Source organism: Desulfovibrio sp. 7SRBS1 (genome assembly GCF_049723905.1).
Lineage (GTDB): Bacteria > Desulfobacterota > Desulfovibrionia > Desulfovibrionales > Desulfovibrionaceae.
The window spans coordinates 4,416,752-4,433,326 of the sequence record NZ_JBJKFD010000001.1 but is presented as its reverse complement, the minus strand read 5'-3'; the positions used below and the strand labels follow the sequence as shown (position 1 = coordinate 4,433,326).

The 16,575-nt window shown below is 56.6% G+C and carries 11 protein-coding genes; 7 read left to right on the top strand and 4 right to left on the bottom strand.

Features of this window, described 5'->3' with window-relative positions; all coding sequences use genetic code 11:
• The first annotated feature begins 99 nt into the window (after positions 1–99).
• Entirely contained in the window at positions 100–2,226 is a 2,127-nt protein-coding gene (locus ACI0FJ_RS19535; RefSeq protein ID WP_424306235.1) for a M28 family peptidase, read from the top strand.
• 68 nt (positions 2,227–2,294) lie between these two features.
• Here ACI0FJ_RS19535 and ACI0FJ_RS19530 read toward each other — a convergent pair whose 3' ends face one another.
• Positions 2,295–3,152, bottom strand: a complete 858-nt coding sequence (locus ACI0FJ_RS19530) for a DMT family transporter (RefSeq protein WP_424306233.1) — start codon at positions 3,150–3,152, stop codon at positions 2,295–2,297.
• A gap of 328 nt (positions 3,153–3,480) precedes the next feature.
• On the opposite strand from ACI0FJ_RS19530, the gene ACI0FJ_RS19525 reads away from it, so the two are divergent.
• Positions 3,481–4,347 carry a LysR substrate-binding domain-containing protein gene (locus ACI0FJ_RS19525; protein ID WP_424306231.1) on the top strand — a complete coding sequence of 289 codons (867 nt, stop codon included), beginning with the start codon at positions 3,481–3,483 and terminating at the stop codon, positions 4,345–4,347.
• A gap of 95 nt (positions 4,348–4,442) precedes the next feature.
• On the opposite strand, the gene ACI0FJ_RS19520 is transcribed toward ACI0FJ_RS19525, so the two are convergent.
• Positions 4,443–5,774 (bottom strand): HD domain-containing protein, encoded by a 1,332-nt coding sequence (locus tag ACI0FJ_RS19520; RefSeq protein ID WP_424306229.1) that lies wholly within the window; start codon positions 5,772–5,774, stop codon positions 4,443–4,445.
• 267 nt (positions 5,775–6,041) lie between these two features.
• Complete coding sequence (locus tag ACI0FJ_RS19515; protein WP_424306604.1) at positions 6,042–6,467, bottom strand: acyl-CoA thioesterase; 426 nt, start codon at positions 6,465–6,467, stop codon at positions 6,042–6,044.
• 270 nt (positions 6,468–6,737) lie between these two features.
• Here ACI0FJ_RS19515 and ACI0FJ_RS19510 point away from each other — a divergent pair, with 270 nt between their 5' ends.
• From ACI0FJ_RS19510 to ACI0FJ_RS19490, 5 genes are all read left to right on the top strand, one after another.
• On the top strand, positions 6,738–7,940 hold the full coding sequence (locus ACI0FJ_RS19510; protein ID WP_424306227.1) for an efflux RND transporter periplasmic adaptor subunit: 1,203 nt from the start codon (positions 6,738–6,740) through the stop codon (positions 7,938–7,940).
• Positions 7,941–7,958: 18 nt separating this feature from the next.
• Positions 7,959–11,078: an efflux RND transporter permease subunit gene (locus ACI0FJ_RS19505; RefSeq protein ID WP_424306225.1), complete on the top strand. Its 3,120-nt coding sequence runs from the start codon at positions 7,959–7,961 to the stop codon at positions 11,076–11,078.
• Between the two features lie 18 nt (positions 11,079–11,096).
• Positions 11,097–11,885: a MogA/MoaB family molybdenum cofactor biosynthesis protein gene (locus ACI0FJ_RS19500; protein ID WP_424306223.1), complete on the top strand. Its 789-nt coding sequence runs from the start codon at positions 11,097–11,099 to the stop codon at positions 11,883–11,885.
• A 144-nt stretch (positions 11,886–12,029) separates the two neighbouring features.
• On the top strand, positions 12,030–13,274 hold the full coding sequence (locus tag ACI0FJ_RS19495) for an HD-GYP domain-containing protein (RefSeq protein ID WP_424306221.1): 1,245 nt from the start codon (positions 12,030–12,032) through the stop codon (positions 13,272–13,274).
• A 19-nt stretch (positions 13,275–13,293) separates the two neighbouring features.
• On the top strand, positions 13,294–16,407 hold the full coding sequence (locus ACI0FJ_RS19490) for a UvrD-helicase domain-containing protein (RefSeq protein ID WP_424306219.1): 3,114 nt from the start codon (positions 13,294–13,296) through the stop codon (positions 16,405–16,407).
• Between the two features lie 22 nt (positions 16,408–16,429).
• Here the strand turns inward: ACI0FJ_RS19490 and ACI0FJ_RS19485 are convergent, their stop codons facing one another.
• Entirely contained in the window at positions 16,430–16,570 is a 141-nt protein-coding gene (locus ACI0FJ_RS19485) for a hypothetical protein (RefSeq protein WP_424306218.1), read from the bottom strand.
• Positions 16,571–16,575: the final 5 nt, after the last annotated feature.

The following is a 16,575-nucleotide window of genomic DNA, read 5'->3' as shown; positions in this document are numbered from 1 at the left end:
AAAAAAAACAGCATGCCGGGAACGCAATCACTCTGTTGAAAGGCATCAAAAGAAACGTATTTTTCGTCCCCTTCCCGGCAGCAAAGGAGAACCAAACACATGTCCCTGCCTACGGAAAACGACAGCCTCGATACCATATTTCAAGCTGCGGCCGCGCAAATAGATGAAAACTACGCGGTCGAATTCATGAAACAAATCAGCCTGATGGGAAATGACAACAACGCTCTGGGCTTTGCCACGGCAGGCAGTTCCGGGGAAGTGAAAATAGCGAACCGGATTGCCGAGGAGATGCGGAACATCGGGCTGAGTGACGTCGCGCTGGAAGAATTCCCTGTGGACGCTTGGGAGTTTACCTCGGCTTCGCTCACCATCACATCACCCTTTATGGCGGACATACCCATGACACTGAGCGCCTATGCCGGAAGCGTGGGTTTGCCGACGGGAATCGACGCCGAGATTATCGATGTAGGGAGTGGAGCGGTTCAGGAATACAAGGGGAAGGATGTTGCCGGTAAGATCGTTCTGGCTTCTTTCGATTTTCTCAAAGACTATTGGGTGGGGCCGGTGGCACACCAGGCGGAGCTGAAAGGCGCGGCAGCGCTTATTGCCACATACGATGGCGACAGTTTCGGGATGCGTCCCGATGCGCTCAATTCGTTCGACGGCCAGCTACGCCCTGCCATCCCCGTGCTGAACATGTCGCGAAAGGACGCCGAACACCTCAAAGAACTTCTGCACAAAGGCCCGGTAACGGCTCGGCTGTCGGCCATTATCAATCTGGCCCTCGGCCAGGGAAAAAGCCACAACGTGGTCGGCCGCATTCCAGGAAAAAACGACTCCCAATACATTATTTTCGCATCCCATTACGACGGATATTTCAACGCATTTGTGGACAACAGGTTTGGTGTCGCCACCACCCTGGCACTCGCCAAAGCACTTTTGGAAGCGGGTTACCAACCGGAAAAGACCCTAATTTTTATTGCCCATGGTTCGGAAGAATACGGAGTAAGCGCCAGCCACTACGACTGGTGCATCGGCTCGTGGCATGCGGTCAACACGCTCCACACGGAATGGGCAGGCAATACGTTTGCCATTTTGAACACCGACGCCGTGAGGCCGGACACGCCGTCTTTTGTTTGCAATGCCACGCCGGAGCTGCACAGTTTTATGCAGCAGCACATGGAGGAACTGCCCTCGCCCCCCTCGCCGCCCTACACCAAGCCGTCTGAAATCCAGGGACTCAACGGCCCCTGGTCCGACGATTTCAATTACGCAATCAAGGGAATTCCGGCCGTACTTTGCGGCCTGGGCCCGTCCCAATGGAAGCAGGGAAGCTACCATACGCAATACGACAACTACGCAAACGAATACATGGGGACCATCCCGGCCATACAAAAATACTGCATATCTAATTATATACAGATGTGCATGGCGCTTGACGCCATGGCCCTGGCCCCCATCGACTTGAGCTCTGCATTGCTTGAATTGCCGACAACTCTTATCAGGGAAACGATAGCCCAATCCGAATGCAGCGCGGACGATCTCATGTCGTCAATTGCAAAGGCCGCCGATGAAGCAAGAAATTTTTATGTATTGAGCATGGAACTCAATGCAATGTATAACAGAATTTCTTCCATGGATGCTATGCTTACGGATCAGCAAAGAGATGTATTTCGCAAGCTCAAAGACTCCATAGCCGATTACAACCATAACGTATTATCAGCCTACAAACTTCTTCAAGGAGATATGAAAAAAATAAACCGCTGGGATCTTGTCATCTTCGGCCACGAAATGGCGCAGGAAAATTATAAAAATCTTTCGGATGCAATTACAGCGCTCGAAGCATCCAAGCCAGAGCAGGCATTGCAACTGATGCAGACAATAGACTCCACAGTGCTGGTTCCCTACTTTGAAAAAGAGGTCTATGAATTTTCCGGACTGCAGGTCTTTGATCAGCAACGGTCCGACTTATACTGGGGAACCAACAAGATACTGCCCCAGCTCGACACGTACGACGTATACAAAGCCATTGAGGCGAAAAAAGCACAGGGAACAACCAATTACAGTGCCGAAATCCACGAGCTTCGGAAAATGCTGGCTTTCGAAGCCGAGCTTCTGGCAGACACTCTTTTGGAAGAGACACGGCTCTCGGAACAGATAAGAGCCCTTGTCGATACCAACGGACTGCACGAGGCAATACAACTCGGCAAATCCATGCTCGTGTGACGCCTCCAATCCGGCTAAATCAGCAAAGCCCGGCGGCTGGCATTCACCTGCAGCTCAAGGGCTTTGCTTTACCGAGGCACGGTAGTGGAACGGGTGATTGCCGCTATTCCAAGGATGACGAGCAGGGTTCCCAAGGCATCCGGCAACGACAACGGCTCGCCCAGAAAAAGCCAGGCAAGGCCGATACCGAAAACCGGATTGAGATAATGCAGCGAGCTGGCGCTGCTTGCCGTGCTTGACCGTACCAGGGAAAACCAGAGCAGGGTGGCACCTACTGAAACCACAACCACCAGGTAGGCAAGGGATGCGGCAAAAGGCAGGGTCAGATGTATCTGACCGGGGTCTTCAAGCAACAATCCCAAAACAAGCAGCGATACTCCGCCGATAAGAGTCTGGTACCCAACCGTGGCAAAAAGACTGACCGAAGCCAACGGCGCTTTCTTGAACAACACGGTCCCCGCGGAAAAGGAAACAGCCGCAAGAAGTGCCAGCACAAGCCCTGTCCCATTCATATCCGCCCCGCAAAACGAGTGCATCATAATGGCAAGCACACCGCAAAATCCAATGATCAATCCGAACAGCGTCATAAGATTCTGCTTTTCATGCAAAAGCCAACGGGCAATTGCCGCGGTATAAAAAGGAGCCGTGGAAATTATAACCACGACAATTCCCGATGGAATGGATTTCAGGGAAGTAAAGCTCAGCCCGAGATACAATGTATAGTTCAGCACTCCCAGAACCACCATCCAAAAGGCTTCTTCCTTGCAAAGGCGGACTGAATGTCCCAAACAGAGTGCAATGGTCAGCAAAATCGGCCCGGCCACAAGAAATCTCAGGGAGAGCAAAAGCAGCGGAGGGCAGTATGCAACGCCAACCTTGCCCGCAATGAATGCGGAACTCCACATCAGACTGAACAGAACGGCCATGCATACTTTTCCTGTTCTTTGCACCAGTCACCTCCAATATTTGGCAAACACATGAATTTACGCGAAGATGGACATCGCGAACCTAACAAACGTGGTCAAGTTCTCTCACACCGCTTTCGGTGGCGCATGGCGCGCTCTGTCCGCCATACTGAATATCGCGTGTCTTGATGCTTCTTCCATGCAATGGATTGAGCGAACGCGACGTTAGTACAGTCGGTAAAAAGAACAAAATTCAATTTCACATGCGTCAGCATTACCAATTGGAATGTTGCTTCCTGGCCCCGAATCAAAGGTGCCCGGAGTGTTTCATAAGGAAGGAGGACGGCGGGTGCTGCAAAATTTAAACATCGATCTTCTGCGAACGTTTGTCGCCGTTGTGGATGCGGGAAGTTTCAGACGGGCCGGAGAAATGCTTTTTCTGAGCCAGTCCGCAGTGAGCATCAAGATAAAAAAGCTGGAAGAGGTCTTTGGGAAAAAACTCCTCTGCCGACGGCAGGGACGCCTGAACGGGCTTACAGAGCAAGGGGCGCAGATCATCGGCCATGCCCGCGAAATGTTGCGGCTGAACGACCAGACGGTTCTGTCCATTGCCGATCCTGAAATGGAAGGCACGGTCAATCTGGGACTGACAGATGATTTCGACGAAATCCACCTGCCGCTGATCCTTGCCCGATTTTCGCAAACACACCCGCGCATCAGCCTGAACGTGCGTTGCGGCCTTTCCGAGGAACTTCAACTCGCCGTACACAACGGAACCCTGGATGCCGCAATCATCAAGCAGCGCCCGCAAACCGACCGGGGAATTCCCCTGGTGCAGGAGCCTCTTGTCTGGGTCGGCACCCCTCCGGAAATTTCCAACCACAGCCCCCTGCCCCTGATTCTTTTTGCGGAGGGATGCTCGTATCGGGAGCAGGCCATTTCCGCCCTGAACGCAGCCGGGATACGTTGGCGGGTCACCTTCACCTGTGCGGGGTTGTCGGGAATTCAGGCGGCGGTATTGGGTGCAATGGGCGTTTCGGCATTGCCGCGGGCGGCATCGGCCGGGCTGCCCATCTACCAGGGAGGCGCCCTTCCTCCGCTTGGCGTCTCCGAACTCGCCCTTATCCCGGGCAATGGCCCCATGTCCGAGGCCACAACAAAACTTCTGGAGTGTGTTCGGGAGTGCGTGCAGCCAGCCCCCGCCACAGCCTGCTGAAAGGCCCGTAGATTCCATTGCGCCAGCAAAAAAAGCCGTCCCCCCTCAGGGGAACGGCTTTTTACATCATTCTTTCAATGAGAGCCCAAAGGTGGCTATGCCCCGGCTTCCCTCTTGGCCTTCATCACAAAATTAACGGCTTCGGGCACGGACGTTACTTCGCCCGCAATTTGCGCCTTGAGCAGGGAGTCGCGAATCATGCCGATAAGCGGTCCCGGCTTGAGATGGGCAAAGTCCATGATCTCGTTTCCATTAAGCAGCGGTTCCAGCATCTCTTCGGGCGTATCGGCCCGTCCCAGCATCTTCAGATTGTGGTTGAAATCCGTAAAATGCTGTCCCCGTGCCTTGGTGTCGGCCCGCGCCAATTCAATGAGGCGGGGGTACTCATCCAACGCCTTGAAGCGCCGGATGCCTTTGTCCGTAAGCATGTAATGGAAGCGCATGTGGTGACGCACCAAATGGCATATCAGGTCCACGTCGCAGGGCGGCATGCGCAGCCGGTTGAGAATTTTGCGCGTAACCTGGGCACCAACACGATGGTGCTGATGGAAATGCCATTTCCCGTCAAAGTATTCCGCCGTGAACAGCTTGCCCACATCGTGGAACAGGCAGGCAAGGGTGCCGTACCAGTCGTAGGGCAACTCTTCCGGGTAATGGCGCATCACTTCCAGGGTATGGTCAAAGACGGTTTCTTCAACCCCCGTGTCGTTCTTGATCTGGTTGACCCGGGAAAGCCCGGCCAGCTCGGGCACCAGCCCGTGCAGAAGCATGGTATCGAAAAGATGCTGCACAAAAAGCCACATGTTTTCCGGCCCCACCTTGCGCCATTCGTCCATGATGTCGTTTATGGACACATAGTCGAGAATGCGCTGGGAAGATCGAATGATCGCCGTCCGGGTGTTGTCTTCAAGCGGCAGCTCGTAGTTTGCGGAAAAGCGCAGGGCGCGCACGCCCAAAAGGAAATTGCGGCGCAGGGTCTCGTCCGGGTCGCCGGAAAAGCAGACATGGCCCTCGGCCATATCCGCAAAGCCTTCGTACATTGCCTTGGCGGTAGGGATGACGGGACAGGCCACGCCTGCGGGCAGGTCTCCCTTTTCCTCCATTTTTCTGAGCATGCGGGGGGTAACCACTCCCATCACGCTTTCAGGATGCATGCTTTCGGACGAATCCATGGGAGTGAACCGGTAGGTGACGTTGCCTTCCTTAAGGATGGCAGTCACGCCTTCTTCCCCCGAATTGCCGAGCTGCGGAAAAATGCGCAGAAGTTCTTCCAGGTCCATTTCCGTGGCGATTTCCAGCTCCAGCGCCTCCTGGCTGCCCTCCTTGCTCAGGGCTTCCCGAAGCTGCGAGTTGATGACAAAGGCATCGTAGCCATTGCGGAAAATCGTCTTGCAGATACCGATGGCGTCTTTATAAGGCTGCGTCATGCAGCACCTCCTTGCGGTCTACATCATGGATAGTCGAGTGCGGCATCCTGAAAAAGGCCAACAATTCACGGCATTCCGTTACCCTGTCGGACAAGGCAACCCCCTCCGGGGGAAGCGGCCTTCAGGCACACTACGCCAAACGCAACACAGCGGGCATTGCGTACGCGAAACACTACACGAGAATCGAACCTTCAGGATAAACGGGGGAGACGGGACGGGTCAATGAAAAACGCCCAATCCCGCCGCCGCTTCTGCACAAGATGGGTACTATTCCTCAAGCTGACGCATTTTATGGCGCATCGCACTGCGCAGTTCAGCCTCCCGGATGCGCCGCTCGTCCTCTTCGTTTTCAGGAATAAGCGGAGGAACTTCAACGGGTTTGCGGTTCTGGTCCAGGGCGACGAAGGTCAGGTAGGCCGAAGCCACATACCGCACATCACCGGTAATGAGGTTTTCCGCCTCCACGCGGACACCCGCTTCCAGGGAAGTATGCCCCACGGCGTTCACCGAGGCCTTGAAATAGACGATTTCCCCCACATGCACCGGCAGAAGGAAGTCCAGCTTGTCGATGGATGCGGTTACGCAGTTGCGCCGCGCATGGCGGCAGGCGGCCACAGCCGCGGCAATATCTATATTTTTCATGATGACCCCGCCGTGCACACTCCCATAAGAATTTGTGTGCTGGGGCTCCATCATTTTGGCCAGTACGAAATGCGACTGGCTTGGGGGCTTGCCCTGCATATTTTTGTCCTTGGTCTGTAATTAATTCCATAAAGCCAAACTTTCGCTTGAAAAGTGTACCCTGAAATCAGTCAAAAAGCGATATTTCCACGGATACTGGTACAAATCATACACAAGGTTGATTGCCTGCTCTTTTATTAATTGATAAAGAAAATGATTCAGTGGATTGAAAACCGTCCCCCCACGGCCGTCTTTTAAAATTGCAAAGCTTGAGAGGAACACATGGTCCTGTCGTTTTTACGCCCCTCCCTGCGAGTAGCACTCCTTTTTTTGTTTGCTCTGCTCGTAACGAGCCTCTCCGCCTGTTCTTCCGAAAAGAAGAAGGAAGCCGCAAAACCGCAGGATCTGCCGGTTACCGCGGTCAAGGCCGTGTCCAGGGATGTTGTCATCACCAGAGATTTCATAGGCCAGACCCAGGCAACCAAGACCGTCGAGATACGAGCCAAGGTGGACGGCTACCTCAAGGAACGCCTGTTCACGGAAGGTTCCATGGTGGAGAAGGGCCAGAAACTTTTCCGCATCGATCCCGAACCATTTCAGGAATCCCTCAATGAGGCCCAGGCCCAGCTGGACCGCGAGCAGGCGGGCCTTGCCAAGGCGCAGGTGGACTATGAACGGTTCAAGGCACTGCTGGATCAGGATGCCATCAGCCGTGAAGAATACGATGTGAAGGCCACGGCGCTGAAGGAACTGCAGGCCACGGTGCAGGGATACAAGTCTGCCGTGCAGAATGCCAAGCTCGACCTTGGCTACACCCTCATCAAGGCCCCCATGCGCGGCCTTATCGGCAAGACCGAAATCAACATCGGTGCCCTGGTCTCCAAACAACAGACGGTTCTGGCCACCGTCTCCGCCATGGACCCCATCTATGTAAATTTCAGCATTTCCGAACGCGACTACCTGCTCGCCAGACGCTACGGCCTGACAAATTCCACGGACGGCACGGATGCTCTGGAACGGGGACTGCGCCTCCTGTTGTCCGACGACGACGAATACCAGTACAAGGGCCGCATCGATATGATTGATCCCACTGTGGATCCCAAAACCGGTACCCTGGGCGTACGTTGTGTGTTCAACAACCCGGACCGACTGCTGCGGCCCGGACAGTACGCCAAAATCCGTGCCGACATCGGCAAGCTCAAGAACGCAGTGGTCGTGCCTTCCCGGGCGCTGATCGACACCCAAGGGATCAAGTCCCTTCTGGTGGTGGAAACAAACGGCACGGTGGCCAACGTTTCTGTAAAGGTCCAGCGGGTCATCAACAACATCGCCGTAATTGAAGACGGAGTGAAGGCCGGTACGGTCGTGGTTTCCGAAGGAGTGCGCCGTGTTCGCCCCGGAGCCCATGCCAAGGTCACCCTACAGCCGTTTAACGGCGAGGTGGCGGATGGTTCCGACACGAACACTGAAAAAGAGCAAAACTAAGCGGGGGGCTGCGCCGTCATGGTCAATTTCTTTATCGAACGGCCGATCTTCGCGTCGGTCCTTTCCATCATCATCACGCTGACTGGCCTCATCAGCATATTCACCCTTCCCATTGCGCAATACCCGCAGATTTCGCCGCCCACTGTACAGGTTTCCGCCCAGTACACCGGCGCCGATTCCCAGGTTGTGGAAGAAACCGTGGCCACCCCCATCGAGGAGCAGGTCAACGGCGCGCAGGACATGCTTTACATGAACTCCATCAGTTCCAACGATGGACGCATGACCCTGACCGTCACCTTCGACATCAGCCGCGACCTGGAACTGGCAACCGTCGACGTGCAGAACCGTTTGTCCCTGGCTACGCCGCAGCTCCCGCAAAACGTGGTCAGCAGCGGCGTCAGCGTCAAGAAGCAGTCTCCGGACATGCTCATGGCCATCAACCTTCTTTCGCCAGACAACCGCTACAACACGCTGTTCCTGAACAACTACGCCAAAATCAACCTGTATGATGCGCTCAAACGCATCCCCGGCGTCGGCGACGTCAACCTGTTCGGCGACATGGACTACGGCATGCGCATCTGGCTGAACCCGGACAAGATGGCCAAACTAGGCCTGACCGCATCCGACGTCATTTCCGCCGTCACCGAACAGAACGTCCAGGCCCCCGCAGGCCAGATAGGCCAGCCGCCTGCCGCAGCCGGACAGGAATACCAGATGAGCGTCCGGGTCAAAGGCCGTCTGGACATGGTAGACGAATTTGCCAACATCATCATCCGGGCCAACCCGGACGGCAGCATGGTGCACGTAAAAGATGTCGCCCGCGTGGAGTTGGGCTCCAAGTCCTACACCTCGTTCAGCCGCCTCAATGCCGGTCCCGCCGCCACCATGATGATCTACCAGCTGCCCGGAGCCAACGCACTGGACGTGGCCAACGCACTGAGAGCCCAGATGAAGGAGCTTTCCGCCTATTTTCCGGAAGGCATGAAATATCATATTCCCTTCGATACCACACGGTTTGTCAACGCCTCCATCGCAGAAGTGCTGGAAACCCTGTACGAGGCAATGATCATCGTCTTTCTGGTGGTGTTCATCTTTTTGCAGAACTTCCGGGCCACACTCATTCCCATGATCGCGGTTCCGGTTTCGCTCATCGGCACCTTCGCCCTTTTCCAGGTGCTTGAATTTTCCATCAACACCCTGACGCTCTTCGGCTGCGTCCTTGCCATCGGCATCGTTGTCGACGACGCCATCGTTGTGGTCGAGGCGGTGCAGCGCATCATAGACGAAGAAGACATCCCACCGCGCGAGGCCACCAAAAAGGCCATGAAGGAAGTGGCGGGCGCAATCGTGGCCACCACCCTGGTGCTCATTTCGGTGTTCATCCCCGTGGCCTTCATGGGCGGCATCACCGGCCGGCTGTATCAGCAGTTCGCCCTTACCCTGGCCGTATCCGTGGGCATTTCGTCCCTCAACGCCCTCACACTCTCCCCGGCCATGTCCGCCATCATCCTGCGCAAGCAGAAACCCATGCGCGGTCCCCTGGGTATGTTTTTCAACCTTTTCAACAGAGGGTTCGATGCCTGCACGCGCGGCTACACAGAAACCGTGCGGCTGTTCATCAAGCGCAGCGCCATTGTGCTCGTCACCCTGGTCATCATAGGCGGTGCAACCTTCAAGCTTTTTGAAACGGTTCCCGGCGGATTCGTGCCCTCGGAAGACCAGGGCTATTACATGATCAACGTGCAGCTGCCCGAAGGCGCATCCCTGGAACGCACCAACCATGTCGTCAAACAAATCGAGGATTACCTCAAGAAGTCTCCCGGTGTTGCAGACTTCTTCTCGCTGGGCGGCTTCAACATCATGACCTCCAGCTACAGTTCCTACACGGCCTGCCTGTTCGCGGTCCTTACACCGTGGGACGAACGCAAAACCCCGGAACTGGGCGTGGACAGCCTCATTGCCAATGCGCAAAGGGCCTTTTCCACCATTCAGGAGGCCACCATCGCCTGCTTCAACGCCCCGCCCATCAGCGGACTGAGCACCACAGGCGGCTTGCAGTTCGAATTGCAGGACCGTTCCGGCGGGCCAGTGGAAGGGCTGGAACAGGCCACCCATGCTTTTATGCTGGCGGCCATGAAGCGCCCGGAAATCCAGTATACGTTCACCCCGTTTTCAGCCAGCGTTCCCCAACTGTTCATCGATGTGGACCGGGACAAGGTCAAAAAGCTGGGCATCCCGCTCGACCAGGTCTTCCAGACCTTCCAGACCTACCTGGGCGGCTATTATGTAAACGACTTCAATAAATACGGACGCACCTACCGGGTCATGCTCCAGGCAGACGACCAGTTCCGCGCCGCGCCCAGCGATATCGACTCCTTCTACGTTCGGGCAAACGACGGCTCCATGGTGCCGATATCCACCCTGGCAACCATACGAAACATCAAGGGACCGGAATACATCCGGCACTTCAACCTGTATAGCTCCGTGGAAATCACGGCGGTTCCCGCGCCCGGCTACAGCACCGGCCAGGCCATCGAAGCCATGAAGGAAGTCGCCGACGCCAACCTGCCCCAGGGCATGAGCTATCAATGGTCGGGCATCGCCTTCCAGGAAATCGCCTCGGGCGGACAGGCCGGAATCGTTTTCGGTCTGGCACTGCTCATGGTCTTCCTGGTGCTCTCCGCCCAGTACGAAAGCTGGGCCATTCCTATGGCGGTTCTCTTCGCCGTCCCCCTGGGCGTGTTCGGCGCCATCCTGGCCCAATGGCTGCGCGGGCTGAACAATGACGTCTACGCACAGATCGGTCTGGTCATGCTCATCGGTCTGGCAGTCAAAAACGCCATTCTCATTGTCGAATTCGCCATGCAGCAACGGGCCGAGGGCAAAACCGTGGTCGAAGCGGCCCTGGAAGCCGCGCACCTGCGCTTCCGGCCCATTCTTATGACCTCCTTTGCCTTCATATTGGGCATCCTGCCGCTGGTGGTCGCCTCCGGAGCAGGTGCTGCCAGCCGCCACGCCTTGGGCACCGCGGTCTTCGGCGGTATGCTGGCGGCAACCATTATGGGTGTGTTCGCCGTTCCCACCTTCTATTCCGTTATCCAGGGACTGCTTGAACGTTTCAGGAAAAAGCCCCAATAGCTCCAAGCGAGGCCGAAAATGCAAACCATACGCATACACATTGCCAATCCCATTGTTCGGGGAACAGGCTGCCTGCTCACCAATTGTACCGACGACTTCCCCGGCGTAACCCTGGTCCGCACGGACCGGCCCATCCCCCGCCTGCGGGCGGGAAGCACCCTGACCGCGGACGGCAAGGCGCTGTTCATGGTCGGCAGGGTCCAGTACTTCAACATCGGCGGCGAAGCCCAAAAATGCGCCACCCTGCTGCCCATGGCGGACCTCAAGGGCATGGGAGACGTAACGCTCGATGTTGAATCCGACGGTCTGGCCGTTGCATGGATAACCCTCAGCGACAAGGGCTCCAGAGGCGAACGCGAAGACACCAGCGGCCCCACGGTAGAAGAAATGTGCGAGGAACGGCTGAACATGCGCTATTGCCTGGGCCACATCATTCCGGACGATATCAGCCAGCTCAAGGCGCTGCTTACCGACCTGGCACTCATGCAGTGCTTCGACCTCATCGTGACCACGGGCGGCACCGGAGTGGCTCCGCGCGACATCACCCCGGAGGCGACCCTGGCGATACTGGAAAAACGGCTGCCCGGCATAGAACACGCCATGACGGCCGCCAGCCTTGCCAAAACACCGCACGCCATGATTTCCAGGGCCGTGGCCGGCACTCTGGGCGAAGCCATCATCGTCAACCTGCCCGGTTCACCCAAGGCGGTACGCGAATGCCTGGACGCCATTCTCCCGGCCCTGCCCCATGCCTTGGACAAGCTGCGGGGCGACCCGGCAGACTGCGCAACCCTTCGTGAGGATTAGATCAATCGGATTTTTTGCAAAAATATAACTGAATTGACTCTCGACAATCCCAATCTTAAATAATAGGAAATATTACTGGCCGGAGCATCAACAACTCCGGCCTTTCCTTAATTTACAACATCCGATATCCGGCAAAAGCATAGCATGTACGTATCCCAGCTTGAACTTATGTGTGGCGTATCCTCCGCCCTGGATCTCATCAGCACGGCCGTCACCGGCCATCACAAACGAGTGGCCTATCTGGCCTGTTCCGCAGGACGCCTTATGGGATTGAGCGTCCACGACAGAACCCGCCTGTTCATGGCCGGGCTGCTGCATGATGTGGGAGGATTGACCCTGCAAAGCAGGCTGGACGCTCTACAGTTCGAAGTGGATAACGTGGAGCACGCCGAAACCGGCTACAGGCTGCTCAAGACTTTTCCCTACCTGGACCCCATAGCAGAAATCGTCCGCTACCATCACACGCCGTGGAAAAAGAAAGACGCTTTCGACACGGATGCGCAGACCATGTTCCTGTCCAACCTGCTCAATGCGGCAGACCGTGCCGACGTGCTTATGAAGGATGCGGACATCACGATGGCGTGCACCCAGGTCCAACGCATTGAACAGCACAAGGGAACAATCTTTGAGGCGACGATTGCCGAGGCCATCACCCAGACGGCTCAGGATAATTTCTGTGATGTGCTGGAGTTTATCCGCCAAAAGGACATTTCCCTCGAACGATTCGGGGAGCTGGAAGACCCGCATCTGCACCTGGAAGACCTGCGCGGTTTTTCACGTTTTATTTCGCATATAATCGACTTCCGAAGCCGCTTCACAGCCACCCATTCCCGTGGCGTGGCCGCCGTGGCCCAGGAACTGGCTGGCCGCTTCGATTTTTCCCACCATGATATCAAGCTCATGGGCGTGGCCGGCAACCTGCACGACCTGGGCAAGCTGGGCATCCCTACATACATATTGGACAAGCCCGGCAAACTGACCCGCGAAGAATACGACATCATCCGGCTGCATCCCCGGTTCTGCGACGAGGTGCTTTCCAGAGTCCGCGGCATGGAAGTGATCAACGAATGGGGCAGCAGCCACCACGAACGGATGGACGGCACCGGCTACCACAAGGGACGCAACGGAAAAGAACTTTCCCTTGGCGCGCGCATCATGGCCGTGGCCGATGTTTTTACGGCCGTAACCGAAAACAGGCCCTACCGACGCGGCATGCTCAAAGCCAATGCGCTGTCCGTTCTCCGGGGCATGAGCAAGGCGCGCAAGCTGGATGCGGAGGTAGTGTTTTGCCTGGAAAATGCGTACGATGATATCGATTCGGTACGCGCAGCCACCCAGCAAACAGCTTTGGACGCGTTCAAGGATTTTTTCCGTGCCGACAAAAGCTAAAATTTCACGGTGAGGATGCATGGAACAGTTCAGGGCCGACCTTCATATTCATTCAAAATATTCCCGAGCCACCAGTAAAAGCCTGACCCCGCGCAATCTGGCCGCTTGGGCGAAGGTCAAGGGACTTTCCGTTGTCGGAACCGGCGACTTTCAACACCCCGGATGGCTGGAAGAGCTTTCCGAACAGCTGGAGGAAGACGACGGCACCGGCCTTTTGGCGCTCAAGTCGGAAAGCGGTCTGGCACGAGAAATCCCCTGGTCCGAAGGGTATCTTCCCCACCAGAAAACACGTTTCATCCTTCAGACGGAAATCAGCTCCATCTACAAGCGCGGCGGAAAAGTGCGCAAGGTCCACAACCTGGTCTTTGTGCCGAATCTCGACGCCGCCCGCCGTTTCAGCGAACGCCTGGGAGCCGTGGGCAACATCAAGTCGGACGGCCGCCCCATCCTGGGGCTGGATTCGCGCAACCTTCTGGAAATGGTGCTCGAACTCGATCCGCTGGCCTTTCTGGTTCCGGCCCACATCTGGACGCCCTGGTTTTCCCTGTTCGGTTCCAAGTCCGGCTTCGACAGCATTGAGGAATGTTTCGGCGACCTGAGCCAGCATATCTTTGCCCTGGAAACCGGCCTGTCCAGCGACCCGGACATGAACTGGCACCTGAGCGCCCTGGACCGTTTCCGTCTTATTTCCAACTCCGACGCCCACTCCGGTGAAAAACTCGGACGCGAGGCCAACGTCTTTAGCGGCGACATGTCGTACGAAGGCATTCTGCGGGCCCTGCGCGGCGAAGGATTGGGACGCAAATTTCTGGGTACGGTGGAATTCTTTCCCGAAGAAGGAAAATATCACCTGGACGGTCACCGCAAGTGCGGCATCGTGATGGAACCGGAGGAGACCCGTTCCAGGGGCGGCATCTGCCCTGTTTGCGGCAAGCCGATCACCGTGGGCGTTCTCAACCGCGTCATGGAACTGGCCGACCGGGAAAAGCCGGAAAAACCGTCCAACCAGCCCGGCTTTACCTCGCTTATTCCCCTGCGCGAACTCATGGGCGAAATTCTGGGCTGCGGTCCGGCCACCAAGAAAGTCTCCACCCTGTACCGCCGGGCCATGTCCCGCATGGGCTCGGAGCTGAACATTCTTCAGGACGCTCCTGCCGAAGAAATAGCCAAGGTATCCCCGCCCCTGGCCGAAGCCGTCCTGCGCATGCGCGCGGGCAAGGTGCTCAAGTCACCCGGATTCGATGGCCAATACGGCGTCATCCACGTTTTTTCCGACGCCGAACGAGCCGAAATGGTTCAGGGCAAATTTCTCATCCGCATGCCGCAAAAGGCCGAGTCCGCAGACCTCCCCCTCCCCAATCCGGTAGCAGCCGTACAGCCGTCAGCCACCGGCGACCGCCCCGTTTTTTTCAACGAGGCGCAAAAACAGGCCATTGACGCCGGTCCGGAACCGGTTCTGGTTATGGCAGGTCCGGGCACGGGCAAGACCCAAACCCTGATGGGCCGAGTGGAACACCTGCTGGAACAAGGGGAAACCCCGCGCCACATCCTGGCCGTTACCTTTACCCATCGGGCCGCGGCGGAAATGCGCGAGCGCCTCGCGCGCCTGGAAGGCGGCCCTGCCGCCCTGCCACGGGCGGACACGCTGCACGCCCTGGCTTTTGAGTATTGGAGCAATGCCTACAGCGAATCCCCGGTCATCATGTCCGAGGAAGCGGCCTTCAAGGTCTACGCCGAATGCAACCCGGAACTGACCGGTCCCAAGCTGAAGCAGGCCTGGAACGAACTCAACCTGTCGCGCGAACAATTGCGCGGACCGGGCACCGAAGACGAGGCCTTCCACCGCTACACCAAGAAGAAAGAATACTGGAATCTGGTCGATTACACCGACCTGCTTGAATTTTTCCTGGAGCAGATCGAGGCGAAAATCTACTCCTGCCCCTACACCCATGTGCTGGTGGACGAGGTGCAGGATCTTTCCCCGTTGCAGATCGCAGTGGTAACGGCACTGGCCGAAGAAAACGGCAAGGGATTCTTTGCCATTGGCGATCCGCGCCAGTCCATCTACTCCTTCCGTGGCGCAGTGCCCGATGTGGAAGCCGTTCTCAAGGCCAAATGGCCGGAACTTTCCTGCATCACCCTGCAGGAAAACTACCGCAGCGCGCCCACGGTTCTGCAACTGGCCGCCGCGCTTTTTCCCAAGATTCCGTCCCTGCGCCCCAACCTGGACATTCCGGGTGAGGCCTACATTTTCAGTGCCCCGGACACTGCCCGCGAGTCCGCCTGGATAGGCGAACGCATCCGCAAGCTCATCGGCGGCACTTCGCTGACCATGTCCGAAAGCAACGAGGAAACTCAGTCGCCCGGCGATATCGCCATATTGGTACGCATCAAGAGTCTGATTCCGCCGCTGGCCCGAAGCCTGGACAGAGTAGGCGTGCCCTTTACCGTGCCCATGGCCGAAGCCTTCTGGCGTGAACCGCGGGTGCAGGCCATTCTGGCAGCTGCCGGTTCATTTTTGGGAATGGCTCTGCAGGATGGGCCGGAAGAGCTGGAAGGAGTGGAGATTCCGGAAAAAATTCTGGCCAAGGGGCCGCAGGGGCTGTCCGCGTTTCTTGAAGACGTCCGCCCCTTTGACAGGATGTTTTTCAAAAGCCGTGCCTTCCGCCAGCTGGAAAAAGGCTTTATGGACCACGGCGGCTGGACCGGACTGATCAACTGGGTCAATTTGCGCTCGGAACTGGAAGAAGTCTCCCACAAGGCGGAAAAGATTCAGATAATGTCCATTCACGCGGCCAAGGGGTTGGAATTCCAAACCGTCTTCATGCCCGCCCTGGAAGATGGGTTCATGCCATTTGCAGGTATGGATTTTCTTTCCGGGAAAATTTCCGGAAATTCTGGAATAAATCCGGCGAAACCGGACGAAGATGAAGAACGCAGATTGTTTTACGTGGGGCTGACCAGAGCCAAGTCGGGGTTGTATCTGAGCCATTCGGCCCGGCGGGAGTTGTACGGTACGCGTCTCATGCTGCCGCCCTCGCGCTTTCTTGAGGAACTCCCCCAGGATTTGCTCAAGGCGTCACAGCTTGTGGCCAAAACCGTGCGTCAGGAAAAGTCCCTGACGCTGATGTAAGCTTCCCTTTTTCGCATGCGGATTACCGCAGGGCCCGGTAAATGGTCCGTTCGTACGCCAGACAGACGCGCTGGGCTGTGCGTGCAGCTACACCCCATTCCTTGAGTCGGCAAAATACATGAAGTGGGTTGAAAAAGTGCTGAAGCAGCATACGCATTCGCATGGTGT